Annotated in this window: 25 protein-coding genes; 13 read left to right on the forward strand and 12 right to left on the reverse strand. The window is 65.1% G+C overall.

Features of this window, described 5'->3' with window-relative positions; genetic code table 11:
• Nucleotides 1–5 precede the first annotated feature (5 nt).
• Entirely contained in the window at nucleotides 6–341 is a 336-nt protein-coding gene (locus ACP693_RS12820; protein WP_426019948.1) for a PadR family transcriptional regulator, read from the reverse strand.
• 147 nt (nucleotides 342–488) lie between these two features.
• The gene (locus ACP693_RS12825; RefSeq protein WP_426019950.1) at nucleotides 489–3,377 is read right to left on the reverse strand and encodes a TonB-dependent receptor plug domain-containing protein; all 2,889 of its coding nucleotides are present in this window, start codon (nucleotides 3,375–3,377) and stop codon (nucleotides 489–491) included.
• Nucleotides 3,378–3,760: 383 nt separating this feature from the next.
• Here ACP693_RS12825 and uvrB point away from each other — a divergent pair, with 383 nt between their 5' ends.
• On the forward strand, nucleotides 3,761–6,115 hold the full coding sequence (uvrB, locus tag ACP693_RS12830; protein WP_426019952.1) for an excinuclease ABC subunit UvrB: 2,355 nt from the start codon (nucleotides 3,761–3,763) through the stop codon (nucleotides 6,113–6,115).
• Between the two features lie 47 nt (nucleotides 6,116–6,162).
• Here the strand turns inward: uvrB and ACP693_RS12835 are convergent, their stop codons facing one another.
• From ACP693_RS12835 to ACP693_RS12845, 3 genes are all read right to left on the reverse strand, one after another.
• Nucleotides 6,163–8,637, reverse strand: a complete 2,475-nt coding sequence (locus ACP693_RS12835) for an AAA family ATPase (RefSeq protein WP_426019954.1) — start codon at nucleotides 8,635–8,637, stop codon at nucleotides 6,163–6,165.
• Complete coding sequence (locus ACP693_RS12840; RefSeq protein WP_426019956.1) at nucleotides 8,630–8,854, reverse strand: hypothetical protein; 225 nt, start codon at nucleotides 8,852–8,854, stop codon at nucleotides 8,630–8,632. The genes ACP693_RS12835 and ACP693_RS12840 overlap by 8 nt, the downstream gene beginning before the upstream one ends.
• A gap of 95 nt (nucleotides 8,855–8,949) precedes the next feature.
• Complete coding sequence (locus ACP693_RS12845) at nucleotides 8,950–9,702, reverse strand: hypothetical protein (RefSeq protein ID WP_426019958.1); 753 nt, start codon at nucleotides 9,700–9,702, stop codon at nucleotides 8,950–8,952.
• A 175-nt stretch (nucleotides 9,703–9,877) separates the two neighbouring features.
• Here ACP693_RS12845 and ACP693_RS12850 point away from each other — a divergent pair, with 175 nt between their 5' ends.
• Both ACP693_RS12850 and ACP693_RS12855 read left to right on the forward strand, forming a co-directional pair.
• Entirely contained in the window at nucleotides 9,878–10,444 is a 567-nt protein-coding gene (locus tag ACP693_RS12850; protein WP_426019960.1) for a hypothetical protein, read from the forward strand.
• 295 nt (nucleotides 10,445–10,739) lie between these two features.
• Complete coding sequence (locus tag ACP693_RS12855; RefSeq protein ID WP_426020733.1) at nucleotides 10,740–12,224, forward strand: DEAD/DEAH box helicase; 1,485 nt, start codon at nucleotides 10,740–10,742, stop codon at nucleotides 12,222–12,224.
• A gap of 102 nt (nucleotides 12,225–12,326) precedes the next feature.
• On the opposite strand, the gene ACP693_RS12860 is transcribed toward ACP693_RS12855, so the two are convergent.
• Nucleotides 12,327–13,670, reverse strand: coding sequence for an OmpP1/FadL family transporter (locus tag ACP693_RS12860; protein ID WP_426019962.1), 1,344 nt, complete (start codon nucleotides 13,668–13,670; stop codon nucleotides 12,327–12,329).
• 162 nt (nucleotides 13,671–13,832) lie between these two features.
• Nucleotides 13,833–14,624, reverse strand: coding sequence for a competence/damage-inducible protein A (locus tag ACP693_RS12865; RefSeq protein WP_426019964.1), 792 nt, complete (start codon nucleotides 14,622–14,624; stop codon nucleotides 13,833–13,835).
• A 98-nt stretch (nucleotides 14,625–14,722) separates the two neighbouring features.
• On the opposite strand from ACP693_RS12865, the gene map reads away from it, so the two are divergent.
• From map to ACP693_RS12905, 8 genes are all read left to right on the forward strand, one after another.
• A complete protein-coding gene (map, locus tag ACP693_RS12870) occupies nucleotides 14,723–15,541 on the forward strand; it encodes a type I methionyl aminopeptidase (protein WP_426019966.1) in 819 nt (272 codons plus the stop codon).
• Between the two features lie 91 nt (nucleotides 15,542–15,632).
• A complete protein-coding gene (locus ACP693_RS12875) occupies nucleotides 15,633–16,124 on the forward strand; it encodes a hypothetical protein (RefSeq protein WP_426019968.1) in 492 nt (163 codons plus the stop codon).
• Nucleotides 16,124–16,879, forward strand: a complete 756-nt coding sequence (gene radC, locus ACP693_RS12880; protein ID WP_426019970.1) for a RadC family protein — start codon at nucleotides 16,124–16,126, stop codon at nucleotides 16,877–16,879. The genes ACP693_RS12875 and radC overlap by 1 nt, the downstream gene beginning before the upstream one ends.
• On the forward strand, nucleotides 16,876–17,400 hold the full coding sequence (locus ACP693_RS12885) for a GNAT family N-acetyltransferase (RefSeq protein WP_426019972.1): 525 nt from the start codon (nucleotides 16,876–16,878) through the stop codon (nucleotides 17,398–17,400). Before radC ends, ACP693_RS12885 begins: the two co-directional genes overlap by 4 nt.
• Before the next feature lie 57 nt (nucleotides 17,401–17,457).
• Entirely contained in the window at nucleotides 17,458–17,700 is a 243-nt protein-coding gene (locus ACP693_RS12890) for a BolA/IbaG family iron-sulfur metabolism protein (protein ID WP_426019974.1), read from the forward strand.
• 3 nt (nucleotides 17,701–17,703) lie between these two features.
• A complete protein-coding gene (locus ACP693_RS12895) occupies nucleotides 17,704–18,606 on the forward strand; it encodes an oxidoreductase (RefSeq protein ID WP_426019976.1) in 903 nt (300 codons plus the stop codon).
• Nucleotides 18,607–18,699: 93 nt separating this feature from the next.
• Entirely contained in the window at nucleotides 18,700–19,053 is a 354-nt protein-coding gene (gene grxD / locus ACP693_RS12900) for a Grx4 family monothiol glutaredoxin (protein WP_426019978.1), read from the forward strand.
• Nucleotides 19,053–19,493, forward strand: a complete 441-nt coding sequence (locus tag ACP693_RS12905; protein ID WP_426019980.1) for an acyl-CoA thioesterase — start codon at nucleotides 19,053–19,055, stop codon at nucleotides 19,491–19,493. Before grxD ends, ACP693_RS12905 begins: the two co-directional genes overlap by 1 nt.
• Here the strand turns inward: ACP693_RS12905 and ACP693_RS12910 are convergent.
• Entirely contained in the window at nucleotides 19,477–19,857 is a 381-nt protein-coding gene (locus ACP693_RS12910) for a hypothetical protein (RefSeq protein WP_426019982.1), read from the reverse strand. The two genes, ACP693_RS12905 and ACP693_RS12910, sit on opposite strands and share 17 nt — an antisense overlap.
• A 277-nt stretch (nucleotides 19,858–20,134) precedes the next feature.
• Between ACP693_RS12910 and ACP693_RS12915 the strand changes: the two genes are divergently transcribed.
• Complete coding sequence (locus tag ACP693_RS12915) at nucleotides 20,135–21,241, forward strand: NADH:flavin oxidoreductase/NADH oxidase (RefSeq protein ID WP_426019984.1); 1,107 nt, start codon at nucleotides 20,135–20,137, stop codon at nucleotides 21,239–21,241.
• Nucleotides 21,242–21,248: 7 nt separating this feature from the next.
• On the opposite strand, the gene ACP693_RS12920 is transcribed toward ACP693_RS12915, so the two are convergent.
• The 3 genes from ACP693_RS12920 to rpsD form a co-directional block, all read right to left on the reverse strand.
• Nucleotides 21,249–23,609, reverse strand: a complete 2,361-nt coding sequence (locus ACP693_RS12920; RefSeq protein WP_426019987.1) for a bifunctional diguanylate cyclase/phosphodiesterase — start codon at nucleotides 23,607–23,609, stop codon at nucleotides 21,249–21,251.
• A gap of 97 nt (nucleotides 23,610–23,706) precedes the next feature.
• Nucleotides 23,707–24,087 (reverse strand): hypothetical protein, encoded by a 381-nt coding sequence (locus ACP693_RS12925; RefSeq protein ID WP_135194850.1) that lies wholly within the window; start codon nucleotides 24,085–24,087, stop codon nucleotides 23,707–23,709.
• Nucleotides 24,088–24,283: 196 nt separating this feature from the next.
• Entirely contained in the window at nucleotides 24,284–24,901 is a 618-nt protein-coding gene (gene rpsD, locus ACP693_RS12930; RefSeq protein WP_426019989.1) for a 30S ribosomal protein S4, read from the reverse strand.
• A 286-nt stretch (nucleotides 24,902–25,187) separates the two neighbouring features.
• Between rpsD and ACP693_RS12935 the strand changes: the two genes are divergently transcribed.
• Nucleotides 25,188–25,409, forward strand: a complete 222-nt coding sequence (locus ACP693_RS12935; RefSeq protein WP_346494792.1) for a hypothetical protein — start codon at nucleotides 25,188–25,190, stop codon at nucleotides 25,407–25,409.
• Nucleotides 25,410–25,435: 26 nt separating this feature from the next.
• Here ACP693_RS12935 and ACP693_RS12940 read toward each other — a convergent pair whose 3' ends face one another.
• Nucleotides 25,436–26,374 carry an MBL fold metallo-hydrolase gene (locus ACP693_RS12940; RefSeq protein WP_426019991.1) on the reverse strand — a complete coding sequence of 313 codons (939 nt, stop codon included), beginning with the start codon at nucleotides 26,372–26,374 and terminating at the stop codon, nucleotides 25,436–25,438.
• Between the last annotated feature and the right edge of the window lie 26 nt (nucleotides 26,375–26,400).

A 26,400-nucleotide genomic window follows, 5' to 3' on the forward strand; every position in this document is an offset into this window, starting at 1 on the left:
GGTGTTCACAGCATCTTCTCCAGCGAGGCCGACAGGCCGCGCCATTCGGTCGCGAGCCGCGCCAGCATCGCCTCCCCGCGCGGCGACAGGCGATAGAACCGCTTCTTGCGCCGCTCCTCCTCGCGCCACTCGCTATCCAGCAGCCCTTGGCTCTCCAGCCGGCGCAGCAGCGGATACAGGGTGCTCTCCTCCATCTCGACCCCGACCTCGCCAAGGGCGACCCTCAGCGAATAGCCGTATTGTTCGCGCCGCAAGCTCGCCAGCACGGCAAGGATCAACGACCCCCGCCGTAGCTCCAGCCGCAAGCTTTCGAACAGCAGCGCCTCATCGTTCTCGCTCACGCGCCATCCCCGTGCGTCACATAGTGTATGACATACAGTGTATGCGGCATACTGTGTGTGAGAGTCAAGCGGTCGCGCTTTGACACCAAACAAAAAGGGCGGCGGACCGATGTCCGCCGCCCTTAGTCAGTCGCCGTGATGTCGTGGTTAGAACGACTTGGTCAGGTTTACGAAGGCCGTGCGGCCCAGGTAGTCGTAGCCCGAATACAGCGGGGCGTTGCCGACCCGGTTATATACGCCCGACGAGATGGTCGGCGGGTTGTCATTGAACAGATTGCGAACGCCGAGCGTAGCGGTCCAACCGTCGGACGCATACTGGACCGAGGTGTTGTGCAGCCAGTAGTCGTCGGTCGCCAGGTCGTAGTCCGAAGTCGCCGGATCTTCGCCATAGTACTCGTAGCTGTCTGTGCCCTGGATCCATTCGACACCGTAACGCACGCGCCACTTGTCCCAGGCGTAGGAAACGTCGGCCGTTCCGGTGAACTCCGGATTGTTGATCATGCCGGTGAAGTCTTCCAGCGGATCTTCGGCGAACAGCTTACTCGAGATTTCCGTGTACTGCGTCACAGCCAGGTTGAACAACGCCGTTCCGGGACCGACATCCTTGCGATAACGCACGGTGTAGTCGAGGCCCTTCACGTTGTCGGTGGCCAGGTTGATGTAGCTGTCCTGGACCGTCAGGCTGTTATCGACCGTGCTGCGGGTAATTAGCCGGCAGAAGCCGTTGTCGGCGGCGAAGTCGGCGGGGTTTGAATCGTAGCAGCGGGTCAGGATTTCGCCAGCACCGGTGCGCGAGACGCCATTGTCGACTTCGATCTCGTAATAGTCGACGGCGAAGGACAGATCGCCCCAGGACGACGGCAGAGGCGGCTGAAGCACCAGACCGACCGTCATGTTGGTCGAGGTTTCGGCCGACAGACCGGCATCAGCGCCGCCCGAAGTGACGACACGAATGCTGGTGACCGACTGGAAGTCCCCCGGCAGGCCCTGCGCGGTGCAGTTGGCGACCCGGTTCGGGTTCACGTTCGGCGCGCCATAGTTGTTGCAGCTATCCAGGGTGTTGGACTGGAAGCCGGTCGTTGCGCCCACGAACTGCTCGAACAGGGCGGGTGCGCGATACGACGTGCCGTAGGTGCCGCGAACCGTAACCCAGTCGATCGGACGATAGACCAGCCCAATCTTGTAGGTCGTGTCGTCGCCGTAGGAGTCATAGTCCGTATAGCGGAACGAACCGTTCAGCGTCAGCTCCTTGGCGAACGGCATATCCGCTAGGATGGGCGCTTCGATCTCGCCGAAGACCTCCTTCACCGAGTCCGAACCGCGCGTAATGGCCGAGGTCGAGAAGTTGTAGGTGTTGCCCAGTTGGCTATCGAGACCCGGCGTGTCGTCGATTTCCGATTCACGCCATTCGGCGCCGAAGAAGCCCATCACGCGGCCAGCAGGCAGGCTGAACAGCGGACCGTCGATGCCGAAGCTGACGACCTTCTCGGTGAACTCGGTCGTGCCGGTCACCGGACGGAACACGTAATCGACCCAGTTCTGAGGCAGAACGCCGCCGATGGTCTGAGTGTTCAGCACGGGCGCGGCGACGCAGCCGGGGTTGGCGCCCAGTTGAGCGCACTGGAACTGGCCCGGCGCAGTCTGGACGACATCCAGGGTCTCGATCAGCCGATCCGTCAGGAACTGCTCGCTGGTGTAGGTCGATTTGGAGCGCGAGTAGCTGAACGATGCGTCGTAGCGCCATTCGGGGATGAAGAAGTTGCCCTTGATGCCTGCGACGTAGCGGCCGAAATCGACCTCCTGCTCGGAGTAGTCGTTGCCAAAGCCGATGAAGGCGCGGACGCCGACGTTCTGACCCTTGTTCAGGCCCTGATCGGCGAAGGCGACGCTCCCCTGAAGATTAGCCGGGATCAGCGGGCTGCCGACGGCATAGTCCAGCGCCAGTTGGCGGTAACCGGTCTGCGAAGACTTGCGACGGTTGAACAGGGCTTCACCGTAGATTTCGGCATCGCCAAGCGCCTGCAGTTGATAGCCGGCTTCGCCGTACAGGGTGGTGATCTCGACCGGCGAGATCAGCGACTCGTTCAGCATGCGATCTTCAAAGGTGTCGCGCACGTTGACGTCATTGGCGCCGCCGCCGACGCCTTCGAAGCCGACCAGACCGGTGCTGACGGCGGAGTTCGGACGCCAGCGGTTGAAGGTGGAGCCGACCGCACCCGCGGCGGGGACGCCGGCCAGAGTACCGGTGCCGATGGTGTTGATGGTGACGCCGTTCGAGCCGGTCGTGGTGATCGGATAGCATTTCGACTGGCCGGTCAGCGGGTCGATATAGTCCTGGCCGTTGCGGAAGCCGTCCGTCTGGCAACGCGTGAACTCACGGTCGCGCAGGGTCAGTTCGTCGCGCTCGTAGCGCTCGACCGAGCCGGCGGCGCGCCAGCGGTCGCCGCTGGTTCCGGCCGTCAGCGACAGACGGGTCGAACCGCCCGCGCCATTGGCTTCCAGCGGCTCGTTGCGCTGGCCTTCGATCGTCACACCGTCGATGTTCTTGCGGGTCTGGATGTTGACCACGCCGGCGACGGCGTCGGAGCCGTAAACCGAGGAGGCGCCATCGCGCAGGATTTCGACGCGATCGATCATCGCGGTCGGCAGCACGTTCAAGTCGGCAGCGCCGACCGAACCTCGCGAACCAGCCGGCGAAACGCGACGACCGTTCAGAAGAACCAGGGTGCGGCTGGGCGACATGCCGCGCAGGCCGATGGTGTTGGCGCCGGGGCCGCCATCGGTGACGTAGCCGCCGTAGGAGTTGTTGATCTGAGAGGTGCCGCCGGTGACGGCCGTGCTTTGCAGCGCTTCGGTCGTCGAGGCGAAGCCTTGAAGCGTGGCTTCTTCACGCGTCACGACCTGGGTCGGCGACGGCGCATTGTAGTTGTCGCGGCGAATGCGCGAACCGATGACGACGATCTCATCGACGGTTGAAGCTTCACTGGATTGTGAAACGGCAGCATCCTGTGCTGCAGCGATGGATGGAGCAAACATCGCAAGCGATGCTGTAACAATTCCGCCGACCACGGTCGACGCAAGGAGATGATTCTTACGGTTACGCATACGCCTCATTCACAATCTGTATTGACACGATACTTAACGAAACCCGCACATCGCAGGTATGTATCACCGATATACGTAATATATCGATTGTGTGACAGCCCTAGGCGCAAGGCGGACGCATCACAACTGAAAAAGTCATGGCTACGTCGACAAAACGGTTGAATTGCGCGCGAAATGCCGCAGTTATGGCCAAATGAGCATTAACTTGTTACATCACGCCGTTTGTCGAAAAGTTTATCCCAACATTCGAGATGCGACGGCTTGTAGCCCCACACGCTATGGCGAGACCTGTTAGCACTCACTAAGTTCTGTTCATGAACCGTTCTTCGACGCCGAAGCCCGCCGCCGCCAAGCCGGCCAAGCCTGTTCACGTGCCCAATCCGGGCGTCCAGGAGGCGTCGGCGCAGTTCGTGCGGGACACCGGCAAGTCGGCGAAGTCCATGCCGATGTTCGCCCCCGTCACCGGCCCGCGCCTGACGCCGGAGGAGCCCATTGCGGCGCCCGCCGACTGGGTGCCGCACCGCCCCTCGCACGAAGGCAAGAAGAAGGGCGGCCGCTTCCGGCTTGAGACCAAATACACCCCCGCCGGCGACCAGCCCGCCGCCATCGCCGAACTGGTGGCTCAGGCCGAGGCTGGCGACCGCGATCAGGTGCTGCTGGGCGTCACCGGCTCGGGCAAGACCTTCACCATGGCCAAGGTGATCGAGGAAACCCAGCGCCCCGCCCTGATCCTGGCCCCGAACAAGACGCTGGCGGCCCAACTCTATTCCGAGTTCAAGAGCTTCTTCCCCGACAACGCCGTCGAATACTTCGTAAGCTACTACGACTACTATCAGCCGGAAGCTTACGTTCCGAGAACCGACACCTACATTGAGAAGGATTCGTCGATCAACGAGCAGATCGACAGGATGCGGCACTCGGCGACGCGGGCGATACTCGAACGAGAAGATGTCATCGTCGTGGCGTCGGTCAGCTGCATCTACGGTATTGGGTCGGTGGAGACCTATACGGCGATGACCTTCACGTTGAAGGTCGGAGACCAGATCGATGAGGGCAAGCTGCGGGCCGATCTGATCGCGCTGCAGTACAAGCGCAACGACCTGAACTTCGACCGGGGGATGTTCAGGAAGCGCGGGGACGTGATCGAGATCTTTCCCGTCCACCTGGAAGACCGGGCCTGGCGCATCAGCCTGTTCGGGGACGAGCTGGAGGCGATCCAGGAGTTCGATCCCCTGACCGGCAAGAAGACCGCCGACCTGACCGAGATCACCGTCTACGCCGCCAGCCACTATGTGACGCCGCGCCCGACGCTGAACCAGGCCACCAGCGGCATCAAGGCCGAGCTGAAGGAGACGCTGGACTGGATGGTCGAGAACGGCAAACTGCTGGAGGCCCAACGCCTGGAGCAACGCACCCGCTTCGACCTGGAGATGATGGAGGCCACCGGCAGCTGCGCCGGCATCGAGAACTATTCCCGCTGGCTGACCGGCCGCGCGCCCGGCGAGCCCCCGCCCACCTTCTTCGAATACATCCCCGACAACGCCCTGCTGTTCGTGGACGAGAGCCACGTCACCATCGGCCAGATCAACGGCATGTTCCGGGGCGACTACCGCCGCAAATCGACGCTGGCGGAGTACGGTTTCCGCCTCCCCTCCTGCATCGACAACCGCCCGCTGAAGTTCGAGGAATGGGAGGCCATGCGCCCCCAGACGGTGCACGTCAGCGCTACCCCCGGCCCGTGGGAGATGGAACAGGCCGGCGGCGTCTTCGTCGAACAGGTCATCCGCCCCACCGGCCTGATCGACCCGCCGGTCGAGATCCGCCCCGTCTCCGGCAAGACCCGCAACCAGGTCGACGACGTCATCGACGAGGTCAAGGCGACGACGGCCAAGGGCTACCGCAGCCTGGTCACCACCCTGACCAAGAAGATGGCCGAGGACCTGACGGAGTACATGCACGAACAGGGGGTGCGCGTCCGCTACATGCACTCCGACGTGGACACGCTGGAGCGGATCGAGATCCTGCGCGACCTGCGGCTGGGATCGTTCGACTGCCTGATCGGCATCAACCTGCTGCGCGAGGGGCTGGACATCCCCGAGTGCGGCCTGGTCGCCATCCTGGATGCGGACAAGGAGGGCTTCCTACGCTCCGAGACCTCATTGATCCAGACCATCGGCCGCGCCGCGCGCAACGTGGACGGCCGCGTCATTCTGTACGCCGACCGCATGACCGGCAGTATGGAGCGCGCCATCGCCGAGACAGACCGCAGGCGAGAACGCCAGGTCGCCTACAACACCGAACACGGCATCACCCCCGAGAGCGTCAAGCGCGACATCAAGGAGATCATGGCCAGCCCCTATGAGTCGCGCGAGATGGACCGGATCACCCGGCCGGGCGTGGCCGAGGCCTCCAAACCCTTCGTCGGCTCCAACTTCCAGGCCGCCCTGCGCGACCTGGAAGGCCGCATGCGCGAGGCCGCCTCCAACCTGGAGTTCGAGGAAGCCGGCCGCCTGCGCGACGAGATCAAGCGCATGAAGCTGATGGACCTGGAGTTCGCCAACGAAGCCCTGACCGGCGCGGGGGAAGAGGTGGACAAGTCAGCGCCCAAGCGGTGGCGGGCGGACGCGGCGGCGGAGGCGCAGGAGCGGTTCAGGAAGGGGCGGCTGTAGGTAGAGCTTTTCGAACAGCTATGTTGACGGCATCTTCACGACAACTTCTACTTCGTCGGCGGAGCGCCGCCTTCAAACTGTGCCTCGCAGCTTCCGTTGGCACATACCGGCTTCTTTAAATCGTGCGGCCTTTTGAATCGGGTCCGAGAGCATTTCGGACAGGCGAAGAATGCCCTGAATGCACTGAACTCTGCCCAACGCGTCTGCTCGTCGCCCTTGGAGCCATCGCCATAGGGACCTTCTTGGAAATGACTGCCGAAGTTCTCGATCACCCCCTGCTGAAGGCTATTCAGGAAGCGATTGTTCACACCGGACACCAGAGGAACCGTAATTTTTGCGCTATTCAGGAATGTGGCCAGCGCAGCCGCTAGTTCGCTTCTCTCGTAGGAGTAGGCCCGCTCCAACGGGCGGATGCGTAAGCTGACCCCGAAATCACGGCAGATGGCGAGAAGCCATTCCTCCTCTGCCTGCCGCATTTCGTTGGCAGCGGAGTGACCACTCGCCCAACGGGCTTGGATCATAGCATCGGTCACCTTCTCATCGGCAAACCGTGGGCCGTAGTCGCGATCCAGCCGGATAATTCGGGTGAAACGCCAGTCGGCCGATCCAAGTTGATCGCGCAGATAGAGATAGAATCTCTCATCGTGCGTAGTGACGATTAGTTGGAAGCCGGCGAACTCGGTCGCCAGAAGGGCGGCGATAGTTCGGCGATGGTCGGCGTCGTAAGACGTGACCACATCGTCTAGAGCGATGATTGGGGCGTTCGTATTGAATGCCTTTATCGCCGCCAATCTGAGCGACAGAGCCAGCGAGTGAATCTGAGAGTCGCTCAGATAGCCTCCCGGCTGAACGCCTTTTCGATTGTCCGCGAAGTCGATCAGAAGATTCAGCCGCTGTTGGTTGTCGTCTTCTTCGGGGGGAAGCTCCAGACGGACAGGTGCGGCATGGCTCCCCTGTATTCCACGGTAGATGTCGTTGATGGGTTTTTGAAGCCCATCTAAAAGAAGCTGGAGCTTGCTACGAATCTCGCCCGACACGAAGGCGCTTTGGGCTGTCAGTTTATCAGAGAGTGCGGTCAGCTCGATGGTCGTCCGTTCGGCTAGTTCGCGTTCGGTTTTGATTGCAATGAGGCGGTCCACCTTCGCCTTTGCCTTGGCGTAGGTATGCGCGCCCTGTTTCTTTTCGATGTCTGCAATAGCGGTATCCAGCGTCTTCAACGCCACCAGAACCGTCGTGATTGTTGTTGCCGCATCAGGTGCGGCGGCATCCTTCCAAGCATCAATAGCGGTGCGATAAAGCTCTAGCTCAACACGAGCATCTTGGAAGTTGTCAGGCAGTGTTATCGTCTTCAAGGCACCGGCAAGGCGTGTATGGGCAGTCGCCAATGCTTTCGCCGCCGCCTCGTCGTTCTTCTTTGCCTCGGCATAGTCCTTGAGCGCCGCTAGGCGGTCAGCAATATGTTGACGAACCCCTGCGGCGCTTCCCGCTACGCTGTTCGCTATAGGCGTTAGGCAAAGCGGGCAGTCTGCTACAATGTGCGTAGCGTCGTCCGCAAAAAGTGGTTCGGCTTCCTTCCAAACAGCGGAAAACGCCGCGTCGGTCGCTGCGGCACGTTCGACCTCGAAAGCCTTTGCTGTTTCGGTTTTCGCAACTACAGCAGCGGCAAAGGTCACTATAAGCCCTTGTGCAACGGGCTGACCGTTCTCAGGGTCATCGACTACCTCATAAACCGACGCCAACGCATTGCGTATTTGACGCATCCCTTCCAAGCCAAGGCGTTTCTCCTCGGCCTGAGACCGCTCAGTGAGGGTTACGAACGCAGGATCGTCCGTAGCCAACACTGCAAACCGCAAAATGTTATCGAGCGGCGCAATCACGAGATCATTGACGTAGACCAGCAACGCATCGGAATCCCATGCTTGGACTACTTCGCCAGTCTCCTTGAAAATCTGACCATCAATGCTCTTGAAGGGTGCCTGGTCTTCCGATGCAGCCTTCACCGCTCGGCGAAGGGAACGGAGGTTTCGTTGGGCATTCACCAACGGTCCCAGTTGGAGCCAAGTCGCCACAGACTCGTATCGCTGCTCCGCCGTTTGGGATTCAACGAAGCTTCGCAGCGCGTGTCCTCGGATTATAGGATCGACTAGGAACTGTGCTTGGACGGCTGTTGCGGCGGTTGCTCTTTCCCGTTTGCCCGCAACACCCCGGTTTCCTTCGCTATCCTCCGTTCCTCGGCGGAAAACCGTGGAGACACTAGCAGCGATTTTTCGCTCGTCTGCGAGGTGGTGCGTCAGCGCTGATACACCAGCCTTGTTGTGAATGGCCCGAACGCCGAGGCGTTCAAGCGAGCCATCATTGGAGAACGCGAACTCCAAGGCGTCCACTATGCTCGACTTACCGTGGCCGTTCGGCGCAAACACAGCGAGCGAACGCTGAGCGCTGAAGTCAAAGGTCTTAGGATCGAGATACGCTCGGAATCCCTGAACAAGCAGGGTTCGGAGGAAGTATGGAGCGTTATTCATGCTCCACCTCCATCGGAGCGTCTGCTCGCGTCTTCGCCAAAGCAACCACGGCAGCTTTGGCCTGCATCACTGCATCGCCACCTACATCGGATGCTAGAATATGCTCAGCCAAAATCGCGGCAAGATCGCCATCTACGCCGTCCCGCTTTGCCAACTTGGTCGCGACATTCTTAAGGAACGCGTCCGGCGTTTCCTGCGGCTCTTCCTGATTGGTCATGACGTCCTCCCGTCGTCACCTTGTTGCCTCAAACGGGAACATCCGCAACCCAAGGGTGACAAAAGCAGGAATCGCTAAGCTTAGCCAACCTCGACTCACAACTCATCCAGCGTCTTCTCCCACTCTTCCATCGTCACGATCCCACGCCAGGTGCCGAGGTAGAGGTCGATGCCTTGGGAGATGCGGCGGTCCTGTTCGCGTTCGATGACGGGGTCGAGGCCGGCTTCGCGGAGTTGGGCCTCCAGGGCGGCGATGCGGCGGTCCAGCTGGACGCGGCGGGCCAGTTGGGCGTGACCCCATTCGGTGTTGGCGCGCTCCAGCTTCTCCTTCGCCTTCCAATACTGGCCGCGCAGCTCCCAGTCGCTCTTGTCGCTGGTGTTCATGGCGAAGCGGTTCTCGGCCTCTCCGAAGTTGGTCAGGATGTCGAAGACCAGTTGCAGGGGGGCGGTCTTGATCGTCAGGCGAGAGGCGCGGCCGGGGCCGTCGCGGTCGGCCAGTTTGCGATAGGTCTCGGCCAGGGCCGCCAGGGCGCGGGCCTGGGCGAAGTCCTGGGCGTGGAGGGCGCGGCCCGAGGCCTGGGCGGCGGCGCGCGCCAGGGCGGAGGGATCGTTGGGGTCGTCCGGCGACAGGTCGGCGGCGTCCTGAAGCGACAGCGGCGGCGGCGCGGGCGGCGGGGTCTCGGTGCGCGGGTGGCGCGACCAGCCCTCCTTGGTGGCGCGGGCGCGCAGGGCGGCCTCGGTGACGCCGTGGCGGGCGGCTGTTGTCTTGGCGTCGAGGCCGGACAGATAGTCCTGCCGGACCTGGGTCCAGACCTCGGGCGGTTTGATCTTGTATCGGCGTTTTTCCATGCGGGCAGTATGGGGCGGTCGCTACCTCAGGCCGGAAGACGGGCGATTTTCGAGGCTAGAGACCTGATTTTCCACATCGCGACATGTCAGGTACGACGCGCCAGCCATCCTAAATGGGCGCGTCGTCTGGCTTGCGTCCGATGATGACGCAGGGGCGTGCGACGACCCTTTCCCCATGAGCCAGGGCATACATCGCAAGATCCGGCCGGACGCCGTCTGGGCCGAGGTTCGCAAGGCGTGGGAGGACGGCGAGACCGCGCGGTCGGTCGCCGCGCGCTATGACGTGGGGGTGCACGCCCTGTGGAAGCGGCGCGAGGCGGAGGGGTGGACGCGGCCCGATCCGGCGCAGGCGGGGCCGATCGAGCCGGCGGAAGGCTGGGACCGGCATATCCAGGCGCGGCGCGACGCCTTTTGCGCCCAGCTGGAGGATGCGCGGGCGCTGGCGGACTGTCTGGCGGCGGCGATGCGGGACGAGCGGCTGACCAGCGCGCCGCACTGGCATATTCCGTGGCTGTATCACTGGCGGGCGACGCATCTGGGGCCGGAGGCGACGGCGCGGGACCGGGCGCGGGCGGTCGAGACGGGACAGCCGTGGGCGGAGCGGTTCTGGGACGAGGACGGGAGGCTGAAGCCGCTGGCCTGGCTGGATCTGGAGATGGCGCGGCTGCATCCCGAGGAGTGGCGTGCGGCCATCGGATTGCCCGACGGCCTGCCCGAGGCGGCGACGCGATACGCGCCCTGATGTGTGCGGCAGTTGACTTATCGGCGATAAGCGCCCATTTGCGCTGCGTCGCACAATCGCGATCTCCGGCGTCTCCAGCGCGTGTGGGTCTGATCCAGACCTGTCTGTAGAAGCCGCCGGCCCCTCATATCCATTCGCTGCCCGGACACGCGGGGCGGCGCCCGATCCACCCCGCAGGCCTCATTCCTTGAGGCCCCGTCGGGACTGGCGGTGCGCGGCCCGACGGCGTCATGCCATGGCCGATGCGCGTCGCCGCTACGCGAAAGACATATCTGTGAGCATCACCTTCGAATCCATGGGCCTGAACAAGGCCCTTCTGCAGGCCCTGGCCTCGACCGGCTACACCACGCCGACCCCGATCCAGGAAAAGGCCATCCCCGACGTCATGGCCGGCAAGGACCTGCTGGGCATCGCCCAGACCGGCACCGGCAAGACCGCCGCCTTCGCCCTGCCGATCCTGCATCGCCTGGCCGAGAACCGCATCGCCCCCAAGCCGCGCACGACCCGCGTTCTGGTCCTGTCGCCCACGCGTGAGCTGGCGACCCAGATCGGCGACAGCTTCAAGGCCTACGGCGCCCACCTGGGCTTCCGGGTCGCGGTCATCTTCGGCGGCGTGAAATACGGCGGTCAGGAACGCGCCCTGCAACAGGGTCTGGACATCCTGGTCGCCGCGCCGGGCCGCCTGCTGGACCACATCCAGCAGAAGAACCTGGACCTGTCGCAGACCGAGATCTTCGTGCTGGACGAGGCCGACCAGATGCTGGACCTGGGCTTCATCAAGCCGATCCGCCAGATCGTCTCCAAGATCCCGGCCAAACGTCAGAACCTGTTCTTCTCGGCGACCATGCCCAGCGAGATCGGCAAGCTGGCAGGCGAGCTGCTGAAGGACCCGGTCAAGGTCCAGGTCACGCCGCAGTCGACCACGGTGCAGCGCATCAGCCAGTCGGTCGTCTATATCGAACAGGGCAGGAAGCGCGCCCTGCTGACCGAGATGTTCTCGGATCCCGAATACACGCGCTGCCTGGTCTTCACCAAGACCAAGCACGGCGCCGACAAGGTCGCGGCCTATCTGGAAGCCGGCGGCGTCGAGGCCGGCGCCATTCATGGCAACAAGTCCCAGCCCCAGCGTGAACGCACCCTGGCCGCCTTCAAGGCCGGCAAGCTGCGCGTCCTGGTCGCCACCGACATCGCCGCGCGCGGCATCGACGTGGACGGCGTCTCGCACGTCGTGAACTTCGAACTGCCGCACGTGCCGGAATCCTATGTCCACCGCATCGGCCGCACCGCGCGGGCGGGCAAGGACGGCACCGCCGTCAGCTTCGTCGCCGGCGACGAGATGAAGCTGCTAAAGGATATCGAGAAGGTCACGCGCCAGAAGATCCCGGCCATCGACCGTCGTAACGACAAGGCCCTGGGCCAGCTGGACGCCACCATCATGGCGACCGGCGTCGGCAAGAAGGCGACCATGCCGGAACGCGAAGGCGGCGACCGCAACGAAGGCGGCCGTGGCGAAGGTCGCGGCGGTCGTGGACGCAGCCGCGTCCCGCACCGCGACGGCGTGCGCCCGGAAGGCGGCGGCCAGCCCCATCGCCAGCGTCGCGCCCGTCCCGGCGAGACCCAGGCCGCGCCGCGTCCCGAACGCGCCTACAACCCCCTGGCCGGCGAGCGCGTCCCGTCGATCAACGACAACGTCAAACCGGCGGAAGGCGAAATGAAGCGCCGTCCCCGTCGCCGCCCGTCCAATGGCGGCAAGGGCTACGTCGGCGGCGCCAAGGCCTGAGGATCGAACGGCGGGGTTCGCGCCCCGCCTTCATCTTGAGACAATAAAAAACGGCGGCTCCTTCGCAGGAGCCGCCGTTCTCATGTCAGGCGTGTGCGGACCTTAGAAGGCCCAGGTGGCGCCCATCGAGAAGCCGACGCCGTAGCCGGTGGCTTCGCCGCGCAGGTTCGAGACGACCAGGCCGTTGCCATAGACGTCGCGCGTGTCGTTGATCGCAGCGGTGTCGATGTCGATGTAGGTCACGGCGCCGTCGAAGGTCATCGAACCGACCGTCTTGGACAGACCGGCGGCGTAGAGCCAGCGGTCGCCGTCCGGGATGCGGGCGGTGCGGTGATCGTCCGGGGTCGGGGTCGGGTCGTAGCCCAGGCCGGCGCGGAAGGTCATGGACGGATCGATCTTGTAGTCGAAGCCGATCGCGCCGGTGGTGACGTCGTCATAGTCCTGGACGATGATCGAGCCGCCGCCGGTGTAGGCCACGCGGATGGCGTCGAACTCGCTCCAGCCGATCTGGTTGACCTGGGCGTTCAGGGTCAGGCGGTCGTTGACGGCGTAACGGGCCGAGACGGTGGCGTACCAGGGCGTGGTGAAGGACGCGCCGCCGTCAGCCGAGACGTTGGCGCCGGCCAGGACGCCGGTCAGGCCCGAGATGTTCACCGAACCCTCCAGCTCGTGCTCGATCTTGGAACGGTAGGACAGACCCAGGTCCAGCTTGCCGAAATGCATCTGGGCGCCGGCGTTCCATCCGTAATCCCAGCCGTCGCCTTCCAGTTGGTTGCGGCCGTCGGTGGACGGCGAGACGGCATAGGCCGGCGACAGGACGGCGGGGATCGGCACGTTCGGCAGGGCCGACGACAGGGTCGCCTTGGCGTACTGGGCGTCGAAGCCGGCGCCGATGTCCAGCCAGTCCGTGACCGTCATGGCGGCGACCAGGCTGACGTTGGCCGAGCGCAGCTCGGACGTCAGGGCGTCGTAGCGCGCGAAGTCGGTCGACTCATACTTGGTGGTGAAGTTGTAGGGAGCCTGGACGGCGAAACCGACGTTGAAGCGGTCGCCGATCGGCATGGAGACGGCGAAGTTCGGCACGATGCCGCTTTCGACGACTTCATGGACGTGCGGGTCGCCGTTGACGGGGGCGGTGCGGCTGACGATGGCCGGCGTGGGGACGTTGTAGGTCAGGCTGGAGCCACGGTCATCGACGTCGGAGTCGAGGACCAGGCCGTGCATGCCGAGATAGACTTCGCGTTGCGTGCCGGCGATGGCGGCGGGGTTCCACCACAGGGACTGCACGCCCTTGTCGGCGCCGACGCCGGCGTTGGCGCGGCCCTGGGCGCGCGTCGATTGTTCCTGGACATAGAAGGAGCCGGCCATGGCCGGAGCGGCGACGCCGGCCAGCAGGGCGGTCGTCAGGGCGAGCCCGCCCACGCGGGCGAAGTTCCTGGAGGTCATTTCAAACACCTAAGTAAACGCCGACCGCTTTAGGCGCGGTCGATCCGGGGAGGAGCCCACTCAGCGTTCACGGCGCGAAAGCGTTGCGGGCAAGGCCCCCATCGGACCGGAAACGGGCGAAACCGTGGCGCCTGAGCCGCACATGATCACGGCTTCGAGAGGTTACGTCGCGGCAACATCGATGCCCATATTTCGCAGTTCGGCGATCAAATCTTGCGCCGCCGCCTCGACCAGGCCCGCGTCACGGCCACGGATGACCAACTGGGTTCCGATCTCGCCGACGCTGCCGTGGCCGAAGGGATAGCTGCCGAACGACAGGTCGCGGCGCAGATTTGCGGCGGCCCGCAGCACATCCGCCACAGCGCCCTCGCCCACCCCGCTGACCTTCAGCGTGAGGGCATGAACGACGGCGCCGGCGCGCAGACGCGGCGCCACGTCCTCCAGCATCGCCTGCATGATCCTGGGCACGCCGGCCATGACGAAGACATTGCCGATCTGGAAGCCGGGCGCATCGGTGACCGGATTGGCGATCAGAGCCCCGCCCTGAGGAATACGAGCCATGCGACGGCGCGCGGCGTTGAAGTCGTCGCCATACCGCCGCGCCAGAATGGCCAGGGCCTCGGGGTGCTCAGGCAGGGCCACGCCGAAGGCCGCCGCGACGGCGTCGGCGGTGATGTCGTCGTGCGTGGGGCCGATGCCGCCGGTGGTGAAGACATAGTCCCAGCGCGCCCGCAGCGCGTCGAGCGCCTCGATGATCCGGTCATGATCGTCGCTGACGACCCGCGCCTCCATCAGGTCGATCCCCAGCGCGGCCAGGAAGCGGGCGATGGTGTTGGTGTTGGTGTCCTGGGTCCGGCCCGACAGGATTTCATCGCCGATGACCAGAACGGCGGCTGTGACGGCGGCGGGGGGCCCGGCAGCAATGGGCCCGGCGGTGGGATCGACGTCGGTCATGCGGGAATCCAAACTCGGGGTTGAGGTTTCATGCTATAACGACCATCTGCGGCGAACGGATTGCGCCGTATCCCCGCCTTTTGCAGACCGATCGCCCCATGTACGAAACGCCCGAAATCGAAACCGACGTCCTGGTCCGCTCCAGCGCCATTCGCGTCCACGAAGCCGAAGACTTCGAGGGCATGCGCAAGGCCGGGCGTCTGGTCGCCGAGGCCCTGGACATGATCGCCGCCCATGTGAAGCCGGGCGTCCTGACCAGCACGATCGACGATCTGGTGCGCGAGTTCACCCTGGACAACGGCGGCCTGCCCGCCTGCCTGGGCTACAAGGGCTATGAGAAGACCGTCTGCACCTCGATCAACCACGTGGTCTGCCACGGCATTCCCGGCGACCGGGTGCTGAAGGACGGCGACATCGTCAACATCGACCACACCGTCATCGTCGACGGCTGGCACGGCGACAGCAGCCGCATGTATGCGGTGGGCGAAATCAACGCCCGCGCCAAGAAGCTGATCGACGTGACCTATCAGTCGCTGGATCTGGGCCTGGAACAGGTCAAGCCGGGCAACACCTTCGGCGACATCGGCTATGCGATCCAGAAGTTCGTCGAGGCCCAGCGCATGAGCGTGGTGCGCGACTTCTGCGGCCACGGCATCGGCCGGGTCTTCCACGACAGCCCCAACGTCCTGCACTACGGCCGTCGCGGCGAGGGGGCGGTGCTGAAGCCCGGCATGTTCTTCACCGTCGAGCCGATGGTCAACCTGGGCAAGCCGCACGTGAAGGTGCTGTCCGACGGCTGGACCGCCGTGACCCGCGACAAGTCCCTGTCGGCCCAGTGCGAGCACACCATCGGGGTGACGGAAGACGGGCTGGAGATTTTCACGGCGTCTCCGGCGGGGCTGTTCCGCCCGAACTGACGGCTGACGGTGCATCATGCGCTGATACAGGCACTTCCTTGATTGGAAACGCGACGCTAGGTTGCCGACACGCAACCTGGTGAATTCGTCTATGAGGAATGCATACGCCGCAATCGGCCTAGCGATGCTGACGCTGGGCTGCGCCGCCGATCGCGCGCCTTCCACCCCGAATGCCCCGACCGTGATTTCGGACCAAGGCGCAGAGGTCGAGCGCTGCGTTCCGCTGAGGACCAAGGCGACGTTCAGTTGCTGGTGGTCCGGACCGGACGCCCCGCTGACCCACTGCGTCAACTATGGGGAGGATGAACCTGCCTGCGGCCTGAAGACCCGAGGCGGCGCCTATCTGAACCGAGGGGCGCCAGGCGGTGGCGATATGTTCGAGCGTCAGGGCGGGACGTGGCAAGTCATCTCCGTGTTTGCGGACAGCGAAGGCCGTGTCGGCATGGCGGCGGAGCGGATGGATGGGACGCGGTTCCTGAGCCACCACGACCAGTCACCGCCAGCGAGCGCCGCACCGTCGCAGCCCATACGGCCAAGATGGCCCGCTGGGCTGGAGTTCGGCCCCGAACAGGCGGCGCCGTAATGTCGCTGGACGAAGCTTCGGAGGCATCACACCAAGTCGTAGGCGGGACCAAACCCAAACCACGCCACAGCGGCCATCGTGACCGTCTGCGCGAGCGGGCGGCCAAGGGGGGTCTGGGCCCCCTGCCCGATTACGAACTGCTGGAGATGCTGCTGTTCCGCAGCGTGCCCTACAAGGACACCAAGCCGCTGGCCAAGGATATGCTGGCGCGGTTCGGGGGGCTGGAGGGGATCGGCGCGGCCAGCCATGAGGCGATCGAGGATCAGGTCGCGCGGTCGATGGGCTATGCCGTCGGCAAGGCGACGCGGGCGATCGCGCTGGACCTGCAGCTGATCTTCGACGTGACGCGACGGATCGCACGCGAGCCGACGGCGAAACGGCCGGTCATCTCGTCATGGACGGCGCTGCTGGCCTATGTGCGGGTCGCCCTGCAGCACGAACCGCGCGAGCAGTTCCGCGTCCTATATCTGGACAAGAAGAACCAGCTGATCCTGGACGAGGTGCAGAACCGGGGAACGGTCGATCACGCCCCGGTCTACCCCCGCGAGGTGGTGCGACGGGCGTTGGAACTGTCGGCCAGCGCCCTGATCCTGGTGCACAACCATCCGTCCGGCGATCCCACGCCCAGCCGCGCCGACGTCGAGATCACGAAACAGGTTGTGCAGGCGGGTCGCGCCCTTAACGTCGAGGTTCACGACCATCTGGTCGTCGGCCGCGACGGGGTGGCCAGCTTCAAGCAACTGGGCCTGATGTGACCGACGCCATTCTGACGACCGAGCGGCTGGTGCTTGCGCCCGTTTCGACCGCGGATTTTGACGATCTGCTGACGCTGTGGTCGAACGAGGACTTCACGCGCCACATCATGGGCCGCGCGCTGGGGCGCGAGGAGGTCTGGTTCCGGCTGTTGCGCGACATCGGCCATTGGGCCGCGATAGGGCATGGCAACTGGACGATCCGGCTGCGCGAGGGCGGCGTCTATCTGGGCAGCGTAGGGGTGTTCGACTATCGCCGCGAGCTGGAGCCGCCGTTCGAGGCGCCCGAACTGGGCTGGGGCATTGGGCCGGCGTTCCAAGGCAAGGGTTATGCGGCCGAAGCGTTGACGGCGGTGCTGGGCTGGACTGACCGGACGCTGGGCGGGCGCACGGTCTGCATGATCGCGCCGGAGAACCTGGCCTCGCTGAAGCTGGCGGCGCGGGTCGGTTATCGCCCCTATGCGACCGCGACCTACAAGGATCATACGGTTCAGCTGTTCGAAAGGCCGGTTCGCGGCGCGTAGGTCGCCATTAAGGATTATCGGGCACACTGGCCTCGAACGAACCGCGAGTCCCTGCCCATGCCCATGTCCGTGGAAACGCTGCGCCAGCATCTGGTCGACGCCTTTGCCGACGCCGAGATCGAGATCGAGGATCTGGCGGGCGACGGCGACCACTATCGCGCCCGCATCGTGTCCAGCGCCTTTGCGGGCGTGCCGCGCGTGCGCCAGCACCAGATGGTCTATGCCGCGCTGAAGGGTCAGATGGGCGGCGCGCTTCATGCGTTGGCGCTGGAAACCTCGGCGCCCGAGGCGGGAAACTGACCGATGCGTTATAGGCCCTTCGGCGCCTCGGGCGCCGCCATCTCCAACCTGACGCTCAACTTCGGCGCCGATGCGCTGAAGCGCGGGCGTGAAGCGGGTCTGGACCTGCTGTATTCGGCGCTGGAAGCGGGCGTCAACAGCTACCGTCTGGAGAACGCCGATCCCGTCGCGGCCGAGGTGCTGGGCGAGGCGTTGTCGCACGTGGATCGCAAGCTGGTCTACGTCAGCCTGACCCTGGGGACCGGCGATGGTCGCGAAAGCGTGCGGGACTTTTCCGCCCAGGGCATGACGGCCGCCATCGACCGGGTGCTGCATTTTTCGGGTCTGGGCTGGATCGACGTGGCGGTGCTGCACGAGCCAGGCGAAGCCGAACTGGCCCAGTCGTCGTTGAGCGCGCTGAAGGCCATGCGGGCGACCGGGCGCATCAAGCTGCTGGGCATCGCGGGCGGCGGCGAGGTGATGGACGCCTATGTCTCGACCGGCGCGTTCGACGCCCTGCTGACGCCGTTCGACATCAACGCAGGCTGGTCGATCCGCAACCGCATCCGTGCGGCGCGGGATCAGGACATGGCGGTCTTCGCCTATGACTTTCACACCGACCGCCGAAGCCGCGCGCCCGACGCGCCAGTGTTCAAGAAAGGGCTGTTCGGCCTGGGCGGTGGAAAAAGGCCTGTCGATACGCCCAAGAAGGACGCCTTCGGCTTTCTCTATCGCACGCAGAACTGGACGGCCGAGGCTATCTGCCTGTCCTACGTCCTGACCGATCCGTCGGTGTCCAGCGTGATCATGACCGCGACGGACACCGACCGCCTGGCCACGCTGGCGGCTGCGCCCGAGCGCGACCTGCCGCCCGGCCTCGCCGCACAGATCGAGATGGCGCGCGTCGTCGCCAACGTCGCCGCCTGACGCAGAGCGACCCGCGCCATACAGATCGTCGCGCACGCCTTGACCGCGCCCTCCGCTCTCCCTAGCTGACGGGCTTCACGAAAGGCCTATCCCGTGACCGACACCGCCCAGTCCGCCGATCCCGCCCACGCCTTCATCGGCGAAACCATCGCCCAGCACGACGTCGTGCTGTTCATGAAGGGCACGCCCGACCAGCCGCGCTGCGGCTTCTCGTCCCTGGCGGTTCAGATCCTGGATCATGTCGGCGCCGCCTTCGTGGGCGTGGACGTTCTGCAGGACGAGGCCCTGCGCGAAGGCGTCAAGAGCTTCACCGACTGGCCCACCATCCCGCAGCTCTATGTGAAGGGCGAATTCGTCGGCGGATCGGACATCATCCGCGAGATGTTCCAGGCCGGCGAACTTCAGGCCCTGATGGTCGAGAAGGGCGTGCCGCTCGGCGAGGGCTGATGGCCCGCAAGACGCTGGGCCCCCGCGAGGACCGAGAGGTCTTCGTCGTGCCGCTGGACGTGCGGCCCGAACACATCGACGCCAACGGACACGTCAACAACGTCGTCTATGTCGGCTGGCTGCAGGACGCCGGCACGGCCCACTGGAACGCGCGCTTCGACGACGAGACGCGGGCCAAATGGTCCTGGGTCGCGACCCGGCACGAGATCGACTATCTGCGCGGCATCGAGCCGGGGGCCCAAGGCGTGGTCGCGCGCACCTGGGTCGGCGATCCGCAGGGCCCGCGCTTCACCCGCTATGTCCGCATCGAGGACGCCCAGGGCCGCGTCTGCGCCCAAGGCGTCACCGAATGGGTGCTGGTGGACGCCGCGACCCTGAGACCCCAGCGCATTCCGCCCACGATGCTGGCGGTGTTCGAGACACCTATTTCAGCGGATTGAGGATCCGCGCCGGCGTGCCGGGCTCCAGGCCCAGGTCGGCGTAGGTCCAGCGCAGTTCGACGCCATTGGGGACCAGTGCCTTGCACAGGTCAGGCTTGGAGCGGCGCAGGGTGATTTCGGTGGCCGAGCCGTCCGACACCGACACTTCGAAATCCGACGCCTGGGTGCAGCCGTTGGAGTCGACACGCGCGACCAGGGCGCCGTCGGCAAAGCGGGCTTCGCGAATGGCCTCGGCCGGCGGGGCGTCGTTGCGCGTGACATTGACCGAGACGTTCTCGCCCGCATCGCTGTCATAGATGACGCAGGCCGACAGCAGCGGCGCGACCAGGGCCGCGACCGCCAGACCCTTTGCGAGACCCCGCATCACTGACCCGAGGCCGGGGCGGTGATGACCCGCGTGGTCGGCTTTTCGGTCGAGACGATGATGCAGCCCGACAGCAACGGAGCGGCGATGGCGATGGCGAGAGCGAGACGAAGCATTTGGTTGTTCCCCTTTGAAAGCTTGACCCTTTGTGCCGCGCGGGCCGGTTCCGCACACGTGAATTATCGGCAAGCTGGATGAACAATCGGACAGGCTGGACTTGAACGCGTCTGCAACCGCCATAGCTACGGTCCCTCCCCTTCTCCTCGGATCGTCTCTCATGAGCCTGCTGTTCTCGCCCCGCGCCGTGGGGCCCCTGACGCTGAAGAACCGCGTCGTCATCGCCCCTATGTGCCAGTATTCCGCCATCGACGGCGTGCCCCAGCCCTGGCACGTGCAGCACCTGGGCCGGCTGGCGATCTCGGGCGCGGGCCTAGTCATCGTGGAGGCGACCGGCGTCGAGGCGGCGGGGCGCATCACGCCGGACGACACTGGCCTGTGGAACGACATCCAGGAAGCCGCCTTCGCGCAAATCATCACCGACATCCGCACCTACAGCGACACGCCGATCGGGGTTCAGCTGGGTCACGCGGGCCGCAAGGCGTCGACCAGCGCGCCGTGGAAGGGCGGTCGCGCCCTGGGCGCCGACGAGGGCGCGTGGGAGACGTTCAGCGCCTCGGCCGAACCATTCAAGGACGACTGGCATACCCCGACGGCGATGAGCGAGGCCGACATGGACCGGGTGGTCGCCGCCTTCGAGGACGCCGCGCGTCGGGCCGACCGGGCCGGGTTCGACCTGGTCGAGCTGCACGCCGCCCACGGCTATCTGCTGACACAGTTCCTGTCGCCCCTGTCCAATCACCGCACCGACGACTTTGGCGGGTCATACGAAAACCGGGCGCGCTTCCCCTTGCGCGCAGCCCAGGCCCTGCGCGACGCCTGGCCCCGGACCAAGGCGCTGGGCGTGCGGTTCAATGGGTCCGACTGGGTCGAGGGCGGCATCGCCTTGGATGAGGTGACAGCCTTCGGTCAGGCCCTGCACGATATGGGCTATGACTATCTGCACCTGACGTCGGGCGGCAATGTCGCGCGCGCCGACATTCCGGGCGCCGAGCCGGGCTATCAGCTGGCGTTCGCGCAAGCCGTGAAGGCGGCGACGCCGGACGCCAACGTCATGGCCGTGGGCATGATCTTCGATCCGCAACAGGCCGAGGACATCGTGGCCTCGGGTCAGGCCGACCTGATCGCCATCGCCCGTGCGGCGCTGGACGATCCGAACTGGGCGCATCATGCGGCCGTGGCGCTGGGCGACGACGAGGGCCTGCCGCCGCAATACGAGCGGGCCGGCAAGAAATATTGGCCTGGCTACGGCAAGGCCGGCGCGTAAGGCCTGATCAGGCGGCGTCTTCCAACGGTCGTGCGCCGTCCCACAGGACGCGCGCCGCCGCCAAGATCTCGCCTTCGGCCGTCTTCTGCGGGCGGCCCAGCAGATAGCCCTGAACCTCGTCGCAGCCCTGGTCGCGCAGGAAGGTCAGTTGTTCCAGCGTCTCGACGCCTTCGGCCAGGACAGGGATCGCAAGACTTTCGCCCAAGGCCAACACCGCGCGGATGATGGCGGCGGATTGCGGTCCGCCGTCCAGCTCGGACATGAAGGAGCGATCCAGCTTGATCTTGTCGAACGGGAAGGCGCGCAAGGTCGACAGGGACGAATAGCCGGTGCCGAAGTCGTCCATGGCGATGGACACTCCCAGCAGCTTCAGCTGGCGCAGGACGTGGGTCGTGCGCTCCATGTCGGTGATCATGGCCGTCTCGGTGATCTCCAGCTCCAGCCGCGAGGGCGACAGGCCAGTCTCCACCAGAACCTGATGCACCAGGCGCGGCAGATCGACGTGGCCCAGTTGGACCGGCGACAGATTGACCGCAATCTTGTGTGGTTCGGCCCAGGCGGCGGCCTCGGCGCAGGCGGTGCGCAGCACCCATTCGCCGATCGGCAGGATCAGGCCGTTCTCTTCGGCCAGGGGGATGAAGTCGGCCGGCGAAATGAAGGTCCCGTCGGGCTGAATCCAGCGCAGCAGAACTTCATAGCCGGTGATTTCGCCCGTATCAACAGCGGCCTGAATCTGCCAGTTCAGGCTGAACTGGCCCTGATCCAGGGCCTCGCGCATCTGCTGGGCCATGCGCCGGCGGTTGCGCACCGCCTCGTCCATCTCCTCCTCATAGAAGCAGACGTCGGTTCCCAGCGAGGCCTTGGCGCGGTACATGGCCAGGTCCGCGTCATTGATCAGGGTGGACGGATCATGGGCGTCGTCGGGCCAGATGGCGATGCCGGTGCTGAGGCCGCAGGCGACCTCGGCGTGGTCCAGCACGACGGGTTCGGTGACGGCGTCGCGCAGACGCGCCACCAGGTCCAGGGCGTCGTCGCGATGATTGATCGGCATGACGGCGACAAACTCGTCTCCGCCCAGTCGGGCCACGAACTCGTCATGGCGCAGGCAGGCCCGCATCCGTTCGGCGATCTGGATCAGCAGCTGGTCGCCGGCGGCGTGGCCGTGGACGTCGTTGACCTCCTTGAACCGATCCAGGTCCATGGCCAGCAGGGCGACCTTGGTCGGGGCGTTGTGGTCCGAGGTCTGGCGCGTCAGCCACTCCAGGAAGGACGAACGGTTCGGCAGGCCGGTCAGGCTGTCGTTGCGCGCCAGGTGGGCGATGCGGCGTTCCTGGGCCAGGCGCGTGCGTAGGTCGCGCACGGCATAGATCATCAGGTCGGCTTCGACCGCATGACCGCCGTCGCGACGCACGGCGATCTCGACCGGGATTTCGGTCCCGCCCGCCGCCACCAGCCGGGACTGCGTCAGGCCGCCGACAGTCAGGTCGGCGGTCTGAACGATCCAGCGCGACAGCGGCTCCCCGACCAGCGCGTTGCGGTCCATGCCCGACAGTTCGGCGAAGGCGGCGTTGGCGGCCAGGATCAGGCCGTCCTGCTCGACCACCATGCCGTCCACGCTGCCCTCGATCAGGTGATCGAGGCGGGCCTTGGCCTGAAGGCGGGATTGCATGTCCAGCGCGTGGCTGGCGACGCCGGTGCCCAGCATCATCAGGCCCACGGCGGAGACGGCGAAGGCCATGATCACATTGGCGGCATCGGCGGCGACGGCGTCGACCATCGGCGACAGGGGTATGACCGTCATCGCGGCCATGCCGGTGAAGTGCAGCGCCACGATCCCCAGCACCATCAACCCGACCGGCGCGATCTGTCCGGGACGGCGTGCGCGGTTGAACGCCAGGGCGCCGAAGACGACCGCGCCCACGATCGAGGCGGCGATATAGGCGGGGGACCAGTGAATGACCGCATCGGTCGAAAAGGCCGCCATGCCGGTATAGTGCATCGCCACGACGGTCAGGCCGAACAGCACGCCGCCGATCTCGGCCGAGAACCGCAGGGCTCGCGAGGCGACCCAAAGGGCAAGCGCGCTGCCTGCGATGGCGACGCCCAGGGAGACGCCCGTCAGGACGGGCGCGTAGCTGATACTGGCGCCCGGCTCATAGGCGATCATGGCCACGAAATGGGTGCACCAGATCGTCGCCCCGGTCGCCACCGCGCCCATGAAGGCCCAGGCCAGGCGCGTGCCCTTTTCGGCGGCGCGCAGCCGGCGATAGAGGCGGAATGTGATGATGGAGCCGATCAGGCACAGGCCGGCGGCGAGCCCGACCAGCCACAGATTATGGTCGTCGGTCAGGCAGGTGAGAAAGCGCATGAAAGCTACAGACCGTGGGGAAGACAGCCTGGCTCCGTAGCAGCAGAGGATTTAATCAGACGCGCCTGAACAGGCTTAACCAATCCCTATTCGGGGATCAGGAGCGCGGCAGTTGATAGGGGTTGTTGACGCTGATCGGCGAACCGGGCGGCAGGCCCAGTTCCTCGAACGACCATTTCAGCTCGACGCCCTCGACCAGGTCCTGGCGGCACTTGTCCTCGTCGATGCGGCGCAGGGTGATGACGGCGGCGCCGCCCTGCAGGCTGACGATGGGGATCAGGTCTTCCTTGTCGGTGCAGCCGTTCGAACTGACCCAGAAGACGGCCTCGTCCTTGGTGAAGGCGGCGGCGTGGATCGGTTCCAGCGCGCCGGGCATGCCCTGGGTCGAGACGGACGGTTCGCCGCCGGTGGCGCAGGCGGCAAGGCTCGCCGATGCGGCGGCGATCAAGGCCAGTCGTCCGATGATGGAGTCGCGCACCGACGACCTCCCCTGTCTCTCAAAGCCTGAACGGGCCGAGAATGCGCCTGTTCGTCCGCGGAGGGAACAGGAGAAAAAACGAAAGGCCCCGGACGAGTCCGAGGCCCTTCAAACTGAAACCTTCAAAGGGACTATCGACGGGCTCAAGCAGCCCGAAGGGCGATAGCCCCCTCAAAGAGAGCGTCGTAAGCTCTGCTTACGAAGCGTAGTATTCGACGACCAAGTTCGGTTCCATCTTCACGGCGTACGGCACGTCCGACAGTTCCGGCACGCGGACATAGCGGGCCGAGAACGAGCGGTCCGACAGTTCCAGGTAATCCGGCACGTCGCGTTCCGACGACGTCTGGGCTTCGATCACCAGAGCCATGCTGCGCGACTTTTCCTTCACCGTGACGACGTCGTCCGGCTTCACGCGGTAGGAGGCGATATCGACCTTCTTGCCGTTGACCATGACGTGGCCGTGGTTGACGAACTGACGGGCGGCCCAGACGGTCGGGACGAACTTGGCGCGGTAGACGATGGCGTCCAGACGCGATTCCAGCAGGCCGATCAGGTTTTCCGAGGTGTTGCCCTTGCGACGTGCGGCTTCGTCATAGGTCTTGGCGAACTGCTTCTCGGTGATGTTGCCGTAGTAGCCCTTCAGCTTCTGCTTGGCCTTCAGTTGCAGACCGAAGTCCGAAACCTTGGACTTGCGACGCTGACCGTGCTGGCCGGGACCGTAAGAACGCTTGTTGACCGGCGACTTGGCGCGGCCCCACAGGTTCTCACCCATGGCGCGGTCGATCTTGTATTTGGCGCTGTGGCGCTTGGACATTCTATTCTCTTTTCAACGATACGGCCCGGCATCCCCTCAATTGGGAATGCGATCTCAACGGCGGTCCACGCATCTTCCGTCATCAATCCCGCCCCGGCGAACCGGAGGCATGGAAGGCGGCGCTTATGGCCACCGTGCGGCATTGAGTCAAGCCGGGGGAGCCAAGCCAGGGGAGCCAAGCCGGGCGGAGCCGTTAAGCACGATGGAATGGAACGATGGTCCCCACCCATCCCTTTCCGAGCGGGTGAAGCCTCCAGTCGCCTGAGACGATAGAGGAGGACGAAGGGTGACGAATGAAGCCAAGACCTTCCAGACCGGCCTGTCCGAGCCGGCCTTCGCGACGTTGAAAACCAAGCTGATCGACCTTGTCGAGCCGCTGAACGACGGCCAGCTTCTCGAACTGGCGGACGGCATCCACGAGATGCTTCGACAGCGACGGATGCTGCGCCAGCACCATGCCGAACGCATGAACGAACGCGCCCGGCACAGTCTGGATCTTCGAATCTAGTCGGTCGCCGCCTAATCCTTTGCGGCCTACTCTTTCGCCGATTGGGCCTCTGAGATGAACATCGCCCGACCCTCACGCGTGGCGACCTTGCCCAGGCCCGGGAAGGGGAAGTGATAGGCGTAGATGTGGGCGCCGGAGTTGCGCAGCGCTGTCACCTCATCCAGCCGCGCCTTCTCGCCAGCCGCCTGATCGTCGTCATACCCGACGCGCCAGTCGGGATGCTCCACCGACAGGATCCAGTGGTGCATCAGGTCGCCGGTGAAGAGCAGTTGGTTCTGTCCGTCCGCAATCAGATAGGCGACGTGGCCGGGCGTATGGCCCGCCGTGTCCTGGGCCGTGACGCCCGGCGCGACCTCTCCGCCCGGCGCGAAGGCCTGGACCTTGGGCGTGATGATCCGCACCAGATCGGCCAGCTCGGGATTGGCGCGGATCGAGGCCCACTCCGCCTGCGACATCCGGATCGCCGCATTGGGGAAGGCCAGACCGCCGGCGCGGATCAGGCCGCCGACATGGTCGGGGTGGCCGTGCGAGATCAATACATCGGTGATGGAAGCCGGAACGACGCCGGCCTTTTGCAGGCTGTTCATCAGCTGGCCCTTGCCCTCGCCCAGGCCGGTGTCGAACAGCATGGTCCGGTCGCCGTTCCTGACCAGCAGCGGATGGATTTCCAGCATGATCGGGTCGGCCGGCTGGCCCGCGGCGGTCAGGGACGCAGCGACCGCCTGCGGCGTCAGGCCGACGCCGAACGTCTGATTGTCGTTCTTGACCGGGTTCTCGCCGTCGAACAGGGCGATGGCGTCCAGCGCGCCGATCTTGAACCGATAGACCGGCTTTTCCGCCGGAGCCGCGACCGTCTGCTGCGGCGTGGGCGGGGCGTGATCGCCGGGCTTCTGGTCGTTCGCCGGCTGCTGGCACGCCGCCAAGGTCAGGCAGGCCAGGGCCGCCCCCGTCATCATCATCCGCATCGCTTCACTCTCCGTCTGTAGAACCT

The sequence above is a fragment of the Brevundimonas sp. TWP1-3 genome, from assembly GCF_049896085.1.
In the GTDB taxonomy this organism is placed as follows: domain Bacteria; phylum Pseudomonadota; class Alphaproteobacteria; order Caulobacterales; family Caulobacteraceae; genus Brevundimonas.